We start from the raw sequence: 12,640 nt of genomic DNA on the forward strand, positions 1-12,640 counted from the left end.
CAGTGGGGGTTGCCCTGGGTTTACCTGGCTGAGGCAGACCCGGCTCTATTGACTGTCTAAACTGACCTACTGACCTGCCGCTATTTTTGCTGTGTCTATTTCCAGCCCTGCTCCCCAGCCCACCGCCACCAAGCCCGCTGAAACCATCAGTCGAGCGACCTTCTGGCGTATTTTTAGCTCTACGTTTATCACCATTTTTCTGGCTGAGTTGGGCGACAAAACCCAGGTCACCACCCTGCTGATGAGTGCCCAGTCCCAGGCCCCGCTGGTGGTCTTTATTGGGGCTGGCACAGCCCTGGTCACCACCAGTTTGATTGGCGTGCTGCTGGGTCAGTGGTTGGCCCGCCGCGTGTCCCCCGCCACCCTGGACACCGCCGCCGGCGCCATGCTGCTGGGCATCTCCGTCTGGCTGCTCTGGGATGTCGCCCACCTCTAGCTCCCTTACCCACCCGCCTTTTCTCTATGGACTGGAACCTCCTCGCCCTCAGCTTTACCGCCGTGTTCATCTCCGAACTGGGGGATAAAAGTCAGCTGGCCGCGATCGCCCTGGGGGGTAGCTCCAGTTCTCCCCGCGCCGTATTCCTGGGCACCGCCGCCGCCCTCCTGTTGGCCAGCCTGCTGGGGGTCATCGTTGGGGAAGGCACCGCCCAAATTCTGCCCGAGCGCCTGATCAAAGCCGTAGCGGCGGTTGGGTTTGCGCTGCTGGCCGTCCGGCTACTGTGGCCAGGGGAAAAGGCCGAGTGAGCTTGCCGAGCTTGGGGCTGTCATCAATGGGAGCATGTCACCTTTGTAACCCAATGGCTCCATTGAGATAAGCACAACGATGGGCCAGCACCTGGGGAACATTGTCCTCATTCCACTGGGCCCCTGAGAGATGGCCAGATTAAGGTGGTCAAAGTAAATACCGACGAAAATCCCAGCGTGGCTAGCCAGTACGGTATTCGCAGCATTCCTACCCTGATGATTTTCAAGGAAGGTCAGCGAGTTGACATGGTTGTGGGTGCGGTACCCAAAACAACCCTGGCCAATACCCTCGAAAAGTATCTCTAAGCAGCGTCTTTTCTACGGTTGACCCCGTAAGCGTTAGGCCAGAGGGCCGGAAGGTGCCTCAGGCCAGTAAAGTCTGCTAAACTAACAAAGAACTTCTTGTTCTTGGAAGCGTGGCTGAGTGGTCGAAAGCGCCTCCCTGCTAAGGAGGTAGGGGAGTAAACCTTCCCTCGTGGGTTCAAATCCCACCGCTTCCGTATTTGACATACCCGAACCGACAAAAATCGCTGGGATGCGCCGTCATCTGCAGCGATTTTTGCGTTTATGGGAGTCCGCCTTTAAGATACAGGTGTACTTGAGATTCTCTTGTACTGTAGGCTTAGGGGAGTGGTGCTGATGTACCCATGATTCCCAAGCACATTTCCCTCAAAAACTTTCTCAGCTACCGCGAGGCCAGTCTCGACTTTAGCGGCCTGCACGTGGTCTGCGTGGCGGGGCCAAACGGTGCGGGCAAGTCGTCGCTGCTAGAGGCGATCGCCTGGGCGCTGTGGGGCCAGAGCCGGGCCGCAGCCGATGACGACATCATTCACCAGGGCGCGCTGGAGGCCAGCGTCAGTTTTCAGTTTCAGCAGGGCGATCACACCTACCGGGTGATTCGCAGTCGCCACCGCAGCCAGGGCACCAGTCTGGAGTTTCAGGTCTACACCGAGGCGGGCTGGCGGGTGCTGACCCAGCGGGGCGTGCGCGCCACCCAGGCCCTCCTCTGCCGCCACCTCAGGCTCGATTTGGCGTGTACGGTGGTCAACTACCCACTGCCAGTCGTCCGCAATGTGCTGATTCCAGAGTCGCTGCCCGCCCTGGTGCTGGGCCTCACCCTGATGGTGATCAGCCTGATTGGCAACTCAGCCATGGCGGGGGTAGTCGGCGGCGGCGGGCTGGGCGATCTGGCCATTCGCTACGGCTTTCAGCGCTTTGATACGCGGGTGATGCTGTTCACCGTGGTGATTTCTAGAGTCTGCATGTCAGCCGGATCGCTCTCCTCGTAGAGCAATTGAGCGATTGCTGCGAGATGAGTTTTGAGTTGGGTGGCTTTCTCAGGGGTCATCAGTTAGGCCTTTAGGTCAACACTTGCATCCTCACCTGTTTCAGCCGACCTTGCAAACCTGACATGCTCCCGTCATCAATCAGCTGCTAACCGCTCAAAAATCATGGGTTACAGCTGGCCAAAATTGATGACACGCCCAAAAGCCCTAAAATTTAATCTGATCGATCACGGCTCGCAGGGTTTGGGCCGACTGCTGCAAAAGCTCCTGCTCCCGCTGATTTAGCGCCAGGTTAAGCCGACGGGTGACCCCAAACCGTCCAACTACGGCGGGCAGACTCAGGCACACATCGCTGACGCCAAAGATCTCATCGGCCATACAGCTCACCGTCAACACCCGGTTCTGGTCACGAACAATGGACTGCACAATTTGCGTCACCGCCAAGCCCACAGCGTAGTTGGTGTAGCCTTTGCGGCGGATAATTTCGTAGGCCGCATTCTTAGTCTGCTGAAAAATGTCGTCCATCGCCTCTCGCTCAGCGGCGGACATGCTGTCGAAGTAAATCGGGGTTCCACAGACATTGGCATGGCTCCAGAGGGGTACTTCGCTGTCGCCATGTTCACCAACGATGTAGGCGTGCAGGCTGCGCGAATCGATGCCCAACCGACGGGAGAGCAGGTACCGAAACCGCCCCGTATCCAGCACCGTACCTGAGCCGAACACCCGCGCCTGAGACAGCCCCGATAGCTTCCAGGCGGCGTAGGTGAGCACGTCCACGGGATTAGACACCAGCAGCAGGATGGCGTCCGGGCAATGGGTCACAATATCGGGGATCAGCTTTTTGAGAATCTCGACGTTCTTCTGCACCAGATCCAGCCGAGTTTCTCCTTCCTTTTGGGCTGCTCCGGCGGTGATGATTACCACATCGGCTCCGGCGCCATCGGCCATCGTACCCGCTGTGATCAGCGTCGGCTCCACAAACGACATGCCCTGCTCAAGATCCATCACCTCGCCGATCAGCTTTTCCTGGTTGATGTCGACCAGCACCAGCTCATCCAACACATTCTGGATCATCAGGGCGTAGGCACAGGCCAGGCCTACCTGCCCTGCCCCCACAATCACTCCCTTCAAAGGCCGCAGTGGGTCAATGTGGAGGTTGGGCAGCGGATTGGTAGTAAAAAGGCTATCAAACATAGGAAATCCTGGTTTAAAGGGCCAATGCCTTTAATAAACCACGGCAATTGCAGATTGTCCTACCTGGGCGAATTGGCGGAGGTCATTCCTTGGCGGTGAGCCACCATGGCCTCTAGCTGAGCCTGGAGATCTTGGGTCAGCTGCTGCGCCCCGGACTTGAGCGCCTCGGGGGCATCTTGCCCATTGAGATACCCCTGGACTCGCAGGGGTTCGCCAATGTGTATTTGTGCTGGGCAGCGCCAGCCTGGATAGGTCTCACCGTAGAAAATATCGACAGGCAGCACCTGCAGCCCCAGGTCAGATTTGGCGGCCTCAGCCTGAACGGCCAGACGGGCTAGGCCGGGCTTCAACCCGTGAATCCGGTCTTCGCGGCGAATTCCTCCCTCCGGGTAGATCACCAGCATTTCCCCCGCTAGCAGCAGGTCAATGCCGTAGCGCAGGCTGGCCACCGTAGGCCGCCGCACGTTGACGGCAAACCCGCCCAACCGACGAATAAACCAGCCCTGTACACCCTTGACCTCGTCGGCAGTGACCATGAAGCGCAGGTCTCGCCCGGTGACGGGTCGCCCGGTGGCAAAGGGCAGCAGGATGGAGTCCCAGCGGGCTCGATGGGTGGGCGCTAAGATCACAGGCCCAGCGGTGGGTACCCGCTCCTGGCCGGTAATTGTGATCGCCCCAAAGTACGATGGCACGACCAGCCGCTGCCCCAGCAAATAGGCCAACGGCGTCAGCATTGGAGAACAGTGCGAGGTTAACGATCGGCCGTCCGGCGCGATCCCACTACTATTCGACTCGGCGGCAGACGATTCAGAGAACTCAGACGATTTCATAGGAAGGTGGATTACAGGAGCCATGGTCAGCTAAACCCTATAGTGCCGATACCAGGCCTTCCCAGTATGCCCGTCCTGATGGCTTAACAGCCTCAGCCGGAAACAAAAGGGGACTGGCCTTGGTCTATATCACCACCCTATAGTCTCTGTGACCAGGCGCAAGCCTGCTCAGGACAGTTCACCCGGTGTCATGGCGTCATGGGAGGCCGTTTTGCGGCGGTGGGCCTGACGACGCTGCTGAAACCACCGCTGTAGCTGCTCGCGGCAGGGGTCGGCCAGAATGCCGGTCACCACCGCCAACCGATGGTTGGAGGTGGGGGCATCCGGCAGGTTGAGCACCGATCGCACCGCTCCGGTTTTGGGGTCGGGAGTGCCGTACACCAGCAGCCCCAGGCGGCTCAGAATAATTGCTCCGGCGCACATGGGGCAGGGCTCTAGGGTGACGTAGAGCGTACAGTCGTTGAGATGCCAGTTACCCAACTGGCGGGCCGCCTCGCGCAGGGCCAGCACTTCGGCATGGGCGGTGGGGTCCTGGTCCTGCTCGCGACGATTGCCCGCTTCGGCCAGCACCACGTCGCCGGGGCCTACCACCACGGCACCCACGGGCACATCGCCTGCGTTCCCGGCCATTTCAGCCAGCTCGATCGCCCGCCGCATCCAACGGCGATGGCGCAGGTCGGGTGCGTCCTCCTGGTCAATGGGCGGAATGTCGTCGGGCATGGCGGGATCGTGGTTGAGTGGGGTAGCCCTCCCGGCTGTCCAGTCAAGCCAGGCAGGATGCCTATCCCACAAAGCCTACAGAGATTGTGGCCGATCCGCTGCTCAAAATTCTGCAAAGATTCTGCTCAGCACCCGCCATATAGGCAGCTGACCAGGGCCCTCGTCAGGTCGAGAAACTGGGATTCTGGCGGCCAGGCTGTGCTAGCAGCAATCTGCCAACCGTTCTGACTAGATATAGGCCGAAATGTCTTCGCCGCACTCGTCGGCCAGGTAGCACAGGGCCCGAAACCGCAGTTCGACCAACTCGTCGTAGAGGGGGTTGAGCTTGCACAGGGGCGGAATGTGGGCAACGGAGCGCCCGCACAGCACTATGTCGCGCTCAAAGGGGCACTGGGCCGGGATGAGTTCGGCTACCTTGCGGGCTCGACGGGGTGTCTCCACCCGAAGGTGACTGACCCACTGGCGCAGCGGGCGGAACAGGTCTAGGTTGAGCGTTTGGCCTGTAGCGCGAAAACCGTGGCTCAGGGTAGACAGAAAACGTTTCATGGTTAAACCTCTCGCAAGTCCAAATAGTTGAGACCGTCTGAGAAACCACCGAGCATTGAGCTGGACTTGATATAAAAACTCAATACTTGGCCAGAGGAGGATAGAGATAACAGAGCTTGGGGGAGCCTTTTGTTCAAGCTAAAGAATTCCCTCAAACATCGGGTAAAGCATCAGCGAAGCTGCCTTGTTTTCGACTAAAGCTCCGATAAAGAAAACCTTCAGCGGGCTGAGTTCACATTCCGGAAAGGTCCGAGGAATATAGCTCCCAGGCCTGCGATCGCTCTCTTAACTCCCCTATACAGGGGCAATTTTCAAGTAGTTTCACTGAAGCTTATCTGTAGTTGATCATGACGGATTAGCACCGCTTTTTGCGTGAAAACCATGACACTTTTCCAACCGGGCAGCGGCTATCAGCCTATCTCGCCAAAACCAACTCCTTTTGTATAGATTATTACTTTGTAGAGAACGGGACTCCGTCTGATACCATCAGCGATGATCAAGTTGATGGGATTAACGATGGCAAAGTACGTCATGTGGGGCACTTACTGCGAAAATGTGCTCGAAAAGCGTGCTCCATTCCGGGCAGAGCACCTGCAGGGGTTGCAGCAGCAGAAAGACAGCGGGACGCTCATCGCCCTTGGCCCCACCATGGACAACACAAAAGTCTTTGGTATTTACGAAGCCGAGGACGAAGCGACGGTGCGCCAATTGGTGGAAGGCGATCCCTACTGGCAGCACGGCATCTGGACCGGCTACGAGGTTCATGCCTGGAATCAGGTGTTCTAGGGGCTGTCATCAATTCACTGCCGAATGCCTATAAACCAAGGGTTACAGCCCCTAGCCCGTTTTTGGGGTCGGGCGTGGCAAAGCCTGGTACACAGGGGTTTTGGCCACAATTGATGACCCGTCCTGAGGGCGCAAGGGTTTCGCGCGGCCGAACTACGCTGGCGACCATTTCCCATTAAAATAGCTTCGATCGCGTCATCGCCTGGGGCATGGTTGCCCGCGGTGAAATTTCCATAGCGTTGTTCAATGAGGTGCCGTGGCTAAGTTAGCTCCTACCCAAATCGAGCAGCTCCAAAGTATCGGGGCGTATCTGCGCCAGGTGCGGCAAGAGCAGGGGTTGTCCATTGACATGCTGGCCAACCAAATTTTTATCCGTCCGGCCCTGCTACAGGCGCTGGAGACGGGGCAAGAGGCCGCGCTCCCCGAACCAGTCTTCATCCAGGGGTTTATTCGGCGTTACGCCGAAGCCCTCGGCCTGGACGGCCAGAGCATCGCTAAGGAATTTCGGGTCACGCCTGTCGATGTGCTGCCCATCCCAGCACCCCTTGAACCGGTTGCCAGCAATGGCTTCGTCGAACAGCCCGAGGTTTACTCCAGCCCCCCAGCGATGGAGAGTCGGCCTCGGGTCGTTGAAAAACGGTCTGCACCGCGATCGCCGCTGCCGCTGCTGCTGGGTCTGGGGGCCCTGGCGCTGGTGCTGGGGTTGGGGCTGTGGGCGCTCTTGGGTCGCAGTAGCGTGACCCCCCAGGCCAACAGCCCGGGCACCAGCGCACCAACCGAGGCCCCGACTACTGACGCTGATGCACCCGACGGGGATGCCGAGGCTGGCGCTGATTCTCCGGAGGCATCAGACAACAGTCCCAGCGTGCCCCTGGAGGCTCCGGTGGTCGTTAGCGCTAACCTGAGCGATCGCGCCTGGCTGAGCGTTGTTGCCGATGGCCAAAACGTCTACGAGGGCATTGCCGAGAGCGGCTTTGAGGAAACCTGGACGGCCCAAGCCAGTCTGGTGTTTAGAACCGGCAACGCAGGCGGGGTAGAGCTGTCGGTCAATGGCGATCGGGCGGTGGTCTTGGGCAACTCCGGGGTGGTTAGAACCCTGACCATCACCCCCAACTCTGGGGCAGAGACGCTCCAGACACCCTAAGGGCGCATGAACTCTCGCCCAAACCACCCACCATTCCCATGGCCACGCCCGGCCCCAAAAACCAGGTTGGATCCTGTGCCGGTCGTACAATCTCCATCGGATCTGGCCCTGACCCGATCCCCTTGAGTTATGGGCCTACAATAGAAGCGATCCTCCTACTGTTCATCCGCCCAACCTATGACACCGCCCACCGAGCTTGACACCGCCGCTCCCCAGACGGCTTCCGGTGCCGCTGGAAACCCGGCGGTTGACCTCGACGAGGTACCCTACGATGTCGAGATGTCGCTGTTCGACCACCTGGAAGAGCTGAGACAGCGTATTTTTTACAGCCTGATTGCGGTGGTGCTGGCCATTGTGGCTTGCTTCTGGCAGGTGAAGCCGATTGTGGCCCTGCTGGAGGTGCCAGCCCAGGGGGTCAAGTTTTTACAGCTATCGCCGGGGGAGTATTTCTTTGTCTCCTTCAAGGTGGCAGGCTATAGCGGCCTGGTCGCCGCCAGTCCCTTTATTCTCTACCAGGTGGTCATGTTTGTACTGCCGGGGCTAACCCGGCGTGAGCGACGGCTGATTGGGCCTCTGGTGCTGGGGTCGAGCGTCTTGTTTTTTGCCGGGCTCATGTTTGCCTACGTCGCCTTGATCCCGGCGGCGCTCAACTTCTTCATCAGCTACGGGGCCGATGTGGTCGAGCAGCTGTGGTCGATCGATCGCTACTTTGAATTTGTGCTGCTGCTGCTGTTCAGTACCGGGTTGGCCTTTCAGATTCCAATTTTGCAGATGCTGCTGGGGCTGTTGGGCATTGTCAACTCCGACCAGATGCTGAAGGGCTGGCGCTACGTACTGCTGGGGGCGGCGGTGCTGGGGGCGGTGCTGACCCCCTCGACGGACCCGGTCACCCAGAGTCTGCTGGCGGGGGCGGTGTTGTTTCTCTACTTTGGCGGCATTGGTCTGGTCAAGGCGATTGGGCGATAGGGTCAGCGCGGACCCTGAGTCCTGGGCTATTTTCCAAGCACATCCGAATCACATAGCCCCGATTTGCCCAATTTATAAGTAGGGGGCTTGCGTAGGGCCGAACGGTGTTATCCCAGCTGCACCGGGGTTGGCCAAGGCGGTTCGGATGCAATCTGACAGCCGGATCACCCAGTTGCTTATAGAAACAGATTTGGCGGCGGAGGCTACAGGAGATACCTCTTCACAGCGCTTTCACGCTAGGATCAAGCCGTTGCTACCCCTCCTGAACCCTATGTTTCTAGATGAGCTGACCCCTTTTGTACAAGAGCTAACCGCTCACCCGGTGGCATTTTTAGGCGGGCTGACCTCAGGGTTGCTGCGGCTCAATTTGTCCGATGACCCCGTCAAAAGCTGGCTCCAGAACCAGGGTGTTGCCCCCGCTAGCAGCGCCGCCGATCGCGCCAGTTCCCGCAACGGTGGCCCCCAGAGCATTTCTATTGACTGAGATCAGCGGCTGCACCGGGGCGACAGGCCGGGTTTTGTCCTCCCGCTTCTGCCAGCATCACTAGGGGCTGTGATCAATTAGCTGCCAAACGCCCCAAAATCAAGGGTTGCAGCCCCTAGCCTGTCTGATGGGTCGGGCGTGGCAAAGCTTGATATACCGAGCTTTTGACCACAATTGATGACACGCCCTAGGCCAGGCTGGGCTGGGGCAGTAGTTCTGCCATCCAGCGGTTTACCCGGGCGACCAGCGGCTGGGGGTAGTTGCCGGAGTCCTGGGCGGCGGCCAGCGCCCGGCGATAGTCGGCGATCGCGCAGTTCCAGTCACCGCGCAGATGGTAGGTGCGGCCCCGCTCAGCGTAGATGAACTCGGGCAACTGGTGGAACATCAGCGCTTCATCAAAGCAGTCGAGGGCCAGGTCAAACGCGCCGATCTGCCGCAGGGTTGCTCCCAGATTGATCCGGGCACGGCTATTAAAGGGGTTGAGATCGACGGCCTGCTCGTAGTCGTCGAGGGCGGCGGGCAGGTCGCCCAGGGCGGCGTGGCACATGGCCCGGTTGTTGTAGGCCTGATCCAGGTCGGGGCCCAGGTCAATGGCGCGATCGCAGTCCAGGAGCGCTCGCTCGGGCTGGCCCAGCCACAGGTATACCAGGCCACGATTGCTGTAGTACATAGCGCGATCGGGATGGCGATCGATTAGCTGGTTGAGCAACTTTAGCGCCTGGGGGTACTGCTGTCGCTTCACTGCCGCTGCCGCCAGGCGACCGAGGGTTTCGTCAGCCGTGGTACAGGCTAAGGGCAGCGGTTCAGCGGTGGATGGCACCGCTGACTGGGCCAACTGTGCCTCTCCCTGCGATCGGGATGGGAGGGTACAGACCGGGGGTTGCTGTGTTCGGTAGATGTGCATGGTTGATGTCCTGTAGTGTGCTCATAAACCGTGAAACTAATCCAGCAAGGCAGCGGAGCTAACGCTCCTTGAGCCATACCATCTTCCAGGAACTAATCCATAGCGTCCCATCTCGACCGGTATGACCTCATCCCACCTGTGGCAGTTATCGAGCTGGCCAATCCAAAAATCAGGCTGAAGAGTTACCTCAAGGCTGTATTTGGAGGCCAAACCATAAGAACCCTGACTGATGTCGCTATGGTCGCACCTACCTCCAGTGGGCTAAACCGAAAAAAGACGGAGGTTAAACCGCCTTTTGATCGGGTAATCCCAATTTGGAACCCAAATCTAAGGGAATACACGGGAACAGTCCATGTATTTTCTTGTCCTTAAGTGATGATTCCTTAACCACCTGAGTATTAATAGCTATCGCTAGGGGGGAGTCTACGGGCCAGGGTTAACAGTACAAACCGACATTCCGCAGGTTGACAGGAGTTAATTTAGGAGATAGTACCGGCAGGCCGGGAAGCCCATAAGGCGAACGATTTTGTTGCGTTCTTCTGAGATTACAGCTGGCCAAAATTGATGACACGCCCAAAAGCCCTAAAATTTAATCTGATCGATCACGGCTCGCAGGGTTTGGGCCGACTGCTGCAAAAGCTCCTGCTCCCGCTGATTTAGCGCCAGGTTAAGCCGACGGGTGACCCCAAACCGTCCAACTACGGCGGGCAGACTCAGGCACACATCGCTGACGCCAAAGATCTCATCGGCCATACAGCTCACCGTCAACACCCGGTTCTGGTCACGAACAATGGACTGCACAATTTGCGTCACCGCCAAGCCCACAGCGTAGTTGGTGTAGCCTTTGCGGCGGATAATTTCGTAGGCCGCATTCTTAGTCTGCTGAAAAATGTCGTCCATCGCCTCTCGCTCAGCGGCGGACATGCTGTCGAAGTAAATCGGGGTTCCACAGACATTGGCATGGCTCCAGAGGGGTACCTACTCACGCCCCCCTTCTTCCCCATGGCCCAGGTGCAAACGTTTTTAGAGCAGCTCTACCACGAGTTCAAGGGAATCACTGACGGTAAGCTAGCGTCCTACATCCCTGAACTGGCGCGGGCAGATCCCGGCTGGTTTGGGATTAGTATCGTTACCCTCGATGGCCGCAGCTTTGAGGTGGGCGATGTGGCGCAAAAATTCACCATCCAGTCGATTTCTAAGGTGTTTGTCTACGGCATGGCCCTGGAGGACTATGGCCGCGAAAAACTGCTGAGAAAGGTGGGGGTAGAGCCGACGGGCGACCCGTCCGACATTCCGCAGGTTGACAGGAGTTAATTTAGGAGATAGTACCGGCAGGCCGGGAAGCCCATAAGGCGAACGATTTTGTTGCGTTCTTCTGAGAGGTTGCTGACCTGCTGAGAAGAGCCGATAGAGACCAAGTGAATGGCCTGAAACTTCTGCAAAATCCAGCGAAAGGTCGGATTGCGAGTGGGGCGCTGCTTTTGGTCGAGCACCGTGTCATCGGCTTGGGCGAGCTGCGCTCTGAGTTTGCGCTGGCCAAGACTGTAGACCAGCAGCGTCAAGGCCATGACGAGGGCGAGGGCCTCAACCCGCTGCGGTTTTTTGACAAAGACACTGCTGGTGAAGAAGAGGGGGTCTTTGAGAAAGCGAAAGCCGCGCTCAACGTGCTGCTGAGCTTTGTACTCTTGCAGCAGGCGCTGGGCCGGGTAGGTGTCGTCATCCAGGACGTTGGTAGCCAGAATGAAGCGACGATAGCGCTGTTGGCACTGGGCCTCATACTCAGCGGTGCGTTCCAGGGTCGCCTGCCATTGATAGCCTAACGTCGGTGAGTCTGAGGGTTGAGAGCGCTTGGGCCGACCGGGGGGACGCTTAGCAGCGACCGAGACCAGCGCCACCTGAGTCAGGGTGTAGCCGGTGAGGGAGTCTTGAAAGCGCAGGAGTGCATCCATGGCATCGGGCTTACAGGCAAACACCTGGCTACAGAGTTGGCGCAACGACCGTTGCAGCCCCTTTTCCTGCTTTTCGAGGGGTTTGAGCCAATCCTCTGACTCGCGTCGGTGCGGGCTTTCCACCAGAATCCAGCGCTGTTCCACCCCAGCGTAGCGCTGCCGTTGTTCCCACAGCCGATAGCCGTCGAGGTCACAGGGCCTCTCGCTCAGCGAATCGGGGGCGCTATCCACCAGGGTTTGAGCCGCTTTGAGGGTTTGTGGCACTCGGCTCAACCAGGGCAAACTCCCCACCTGCTGGAGGTTGGGTTCACTGTAGAACGCCGCATCGGCCACCATCAAAGCGGGCGTCTGCCACTGCTCGGCAAAGGCTCGCATCAGCCCTGCAAAGGTTTGGCTATCGGTCTCATTGCCACTGCCGACCTTGAACCACACCGGTACACCGCCGTCGGCACTACAGATCAAGTTGACCAAAAACTGTTTCAACTCGGGCCGGTGGTCTCGCGAATAGCCCCGACAGATCTCAATCGCTTGAGGGGCTTCAGCCTCTGATGCGCCTTCAGCCCTAGCTACGGTGGGATACTCCCCATCGAGAGCAAAGGAGGTCGAGTCTAGATGGCACTGGGAGACATTCACCCCAAAGCGGCGTGCCGCCTGCATCGCCACGTTGAGGAAAAATAGCGTCGTCCCGTACTCAAACAGCTGATCTAGCACGCGGCCCAGACGGTCATCGTTCAGGTGCGCTGCTGTAATACCGGCGCCCAGCAGGTGCTCGACCGGTTTGCCCTCAAAAAACTCGCTAAACAGGTACAGCGGCGCGCTGACAAACCCCAATCCATTGAGTATCATCGCTTTCACCACTTGCCCTGGGCTGATGTGGTTCAACGGATGGGGCGGTAGAAGCTCGTCGGTTAGCTCGACCAGCCCGATCTCATCGACTAAGGCGGCCACTAATCCTAAGTGATCTAGATTCTCTATCTCCAAGACGCGATCCCATGGCTTGCCCTGAGCTTACCTCAGCCCCGCCAAATATTCTTTTTGTCAACCTGCGGAATGTCGGAAGTGATCTAGATTCTCTATCTCCAAGACG

General features: G+C 58.5%; 14 protein-coding genes, 1 tRNA gene and 2 pseudogenes. 10 read left to right on the top strand and 7 right to left on the bottom strand.

What is annotated here, in order from left to right:
* Positions 1–91: 91 nt before the first annotated feature.
* The 5 genes and pseudogenes from NF78_RS08330 to NF78_RS32920 all read left to right on the top strand — a co-directional run bounded on the left by NF78_RS08330 (position 92) and on the right by NF78_RS32920 (position 2,033).
* On the top strand, positions 92–436 hold the full coding sequence (locus tag NF78_RS08330) for a TMEM165/GDT1 family protein (RefSeq protein WP_225885256.1): 345 nt from the start codon (positions 92–94) through the stop codon (positions 434–436).
* Positions 437–462: 26 nt separating this feature from the next.
* Entirely contained in the window at positions 463–744 is a 282-nt protein-coding gene (locus NF78_RS08335) for a TMEM165/GDT1 family protein (protein WP_035985723.1), read from the top strand.
* A 129-nt stretch (positions 745–873) separates the two neighbouring features.
* Positions 874–1,050 (top strand): annotated as a pseudogene (locus NF78_RS08340) (thioredoxin domain-containing protein); the annotation flags it as partial.
* A 104-nt stretch (positions 1,051–1,154) separates the two neighbouring features.
* Positions 1,155–1,244: transfer RNA gene (locus NF78_RS08345), tRNA-Ser, on the top strand.
* Between the two features lie 147 nt (positions 1,245–1,391).
* Positions 1,392–2,033 (top strand): AAA family ATPase, encoded by a 642-nt coding sequence (locus NF78_RS32920; protein ID WP_035985724.1) that lies wholly within the window; start codon positions 1,392–1,394, stop codon positions 2,031–2,033.
* 204 nt (positions 2,034–2,237) lie between these two features.
* Here the strand turns inward: NF78_RS32920 and NF78_RS08355 are convergent, their stop codons facing one another.
* The 4 genes from NF78_RS08355 to NF78_RS08370 form a co-directional block, all read right to left on the bottom strand.
* On the bottom strand, positions 2,238–3,224 hold the full coding sequence (locus tag NF78_RS08355; protein WP_263970569.1) for an L-lactate dehydrogenase: 987 nt from the start codon (positions 3,222–3,224) through the stop codon (positions 2,238–2,240).
* 59 nt (positions 3,225–3,283) lie between these two features.
* Positions 3,284–3,958: a lysophospholipid acyltransferase family protein gene (locus tag NF78_RS08360; RefSeq protein ID WP_225885257.1), complete on the bottom strand. Its 675-nt coding sequence runs from the start codon at positions 3,956–3,958 to the stop codon at positions 3,284–3,286.
* A gap of 264 nt (positions 3,959–4,222) precedes the next feature.
* Positions 4,223–4,774 (bottom strand): tRNA adenosine(34) deaminase TadA, encoded by a 552-nt coding sequence (gene tadA / locus NF78_RS08365; protein WP_052049993.1) that lies wholly within the window; start codon positions 4,772–4,774, stop codon positions 4,223–4,225.
* Positions 4,775–5,002: 228 nt separating this feature from the next.
* Positions 5,003–5,320 (bottom strand): Mo-dependent nitrogenase C-terminal domain-containing protein, encoded by a 318-nt coding sequence (locus tag NF78_RS08370; protein WP_035985726.1) that lies wholly within the window; start codon positions 5,318–5,320, stop codon positions 5,003–5,005.
* A 516-nt stretch (positions 5,321–5,836) separates the two neighbouring features.
* On the opposite strand from NF78_RS08370, the gene NF78_RS08375 reads away from it, so the two are divergent.
* From NF78_RS08375 to NF78_RS08390, 4 genes are all read left to right on the top strand, one after another.
* Positions 5,837–6,106: a YciI family protein gene (locus NF78_RS08375; protein WP_035989135.1), complete on the top strand. Its 270-nt coding sequence runs from the start codon at positions 5,837–5,839 to the stop codon at positions 6,104–6,106.
* A 256-nt stretch (positions 6,107–6,362) separates the two neighbouring features.
* Positions 6,363–7,250, top strand: a complete 888-nt coding sequence (locus NF78_RS08380) for a helix-turn-helix domain-containing protein (protein WP_035985727.1) — start codon at positions 6,363–6,365, stop codon at positions 7,248–7,250.
* A gap of 177 nt (positions 7,251–7,427) precedes the next feature.
* Positions 7,428–8,216 carry a twin-arginine translocase subunit TatC gene (gene tatC, locus NF78_RS08385; RefSeq protein ID WP_035985728.1) on the top strand — a complete coding sequence of 263 codons (789 nt, stop codon included), beginning with the start codon at positions 7,428–7,430 and terminating at the stop codon, positions 8,214–8,216.
* Between the two features lie 271 nt (positions 8,217–8,487).
* Positions 8,488–8,700, top strand: a complete 213-nt coding sequence (locus tag NF78_RS08390) for a hypothetical protein (protein ID WP_035985729.1) — start codon at positions 8,488–8,490, stop codon at positions 8,698–8,700.
* 187 nt (positions 8,701–8,887) lie between these two features.
* Here the strand turns inward: NF78_RS08390 and NF78_RS08395 are convergent, their stop codons facing one another.
* Positions 8,888–9,604, bottom strand: coding sequence for a tetratricopeptide repeat protein (locus NF78_RS08395; protein ID WP_081972554.1), 717 nt, complete (start codon positions 9,602–9,604; stop codon positions 8,888–8,890).
* A gap of 582 nt (positions 9,605–10,186) precedes the next feature.
* Positions 10,187–10,570, bottom strand: a pseudogene (locus tag NF78_RS08400) (L-lactate dehydrogenase); the annotation flags it as partial.
* Positions 10,571–10,606: 36 nt separating this feature from the next.
* Here NF78_RS08400 and NF78_RS08405 point away from each other — a divergent pair.
* Positions 10,607–10,918 carry a glutaminase gene (locus tag NF78_RS08405; RefSeq protein WP_035985730.1) on the top strand — a complete coding sequence of 104 codons (312 nt, stop codon included), beginning with the start codon at positions 10,607–10,609 and terminating at the stop codon, positions 10,916–10,918.
* Here NF78_RS08405 and NF78_RS08410 read toward each other — a convergent pair.
* Positions 10,915–12,534 (bottom strand): IS1634 family transposase, encoded by a 1,620-nt coding sequence (locus NF78_RS08410; protein WP_035985731.1) that lies wholly within the window; start codon positions 12,532–12,534, stop codon positions 10,915–10,917. The two genes, NF78_RS08405 and NF78_RS08410, sit on opposite strands and share 4 nt — an antisense overlap.
* Positions 12,535–12,640: the final 106 nt, after the last annotated feature.

Origin of the sequence: Leptolyngbya sp. KIOST-1, from assembly GCF_000763385.1 — a bacterium.
Lineage (GTDB): Bacteria > Cyanobacteriota > Cyanobacteriia > Phormidesmidales > Phormidesmidaceae > Nodosilinea.

Bases quoted from the DNA above. Each gene is read 5' to 3' on its own strand.
- NF78_RS08335 (WP_035985723.1), top strand. From the start codon at position 463: ATGGACTGGAACCTCCTCGCCCTCAGCTTTACCGCCGTGTTCATCTCC.
- NF78_RS32920 (WP_035985724.1), top strand. From the start codon at position 1,392: ATGATTCCCAAGCACATTTCCCTCAAAAACTTTCTCAGCTACCGCGAG.
- NF78_RS08355 (WP_263970569.1), bottom strand. From the start codon at position 3,224: ATGTTTGATAGCCTTTTTACTACCAATCCGCTGCCCAACCTCCACATT.
- NF78_RS08360 (WP_225885257.1), bottom strand. From the start codon at position 3,958: ATGCTGACGCCGTTGGCCTATTTGCTGGGGCAGCGGCTGGTCGTGCCA.
- tadA (WP_052049993.1), bottom strand. From the start codon at position 4,774: ATGCCCGACGACATTCCGCCCATTGACCAGGAGGACGCACCCGACCTG.
- NF78_RS08370 (WP_035985726.1), bottom strand. From the start codon at position 5,320: ATGAAACGTTTTCTGTCTACCCTGAGCCACGGTTTTCGCGCTACAGGC.
- NF78_RS08375 (WP_035989135.1), top strand. From the start codon at position 5,837: ATGGCAAAGTACGTCATGTGGGGCACTTACTGCGAAAATGTGCTCGAA.
- tatC (WP_035985728.1), top strand. From the start codon at position 7,428: ATGACACCGCCCACCGAGCTTGACACCGCCGCTCCCCAGACGGCTTCC.
- NF78_RS08390 (WP_035985729.1), top strand. From the start codon at position 8,488: ATGTTTCTAGATGAGCTGACCCCTTTTGTACAAGAGCTAACCGCTCAC.
- NF78_RS08395 (WP_081972554.1), bottom strand. From the start codon at position 9,604: ATGCACATCTACCGAACACAGCAACCCCCGGTCTGTACCCTCCCATCC.
- NF78_RS08405 (WP_035985730.1), top strand. From the start codon at position 10,607: ATGGCCCAGGTGCAAACGTTTTTAGAGCAGCTCTACCACGAGTTCAAG.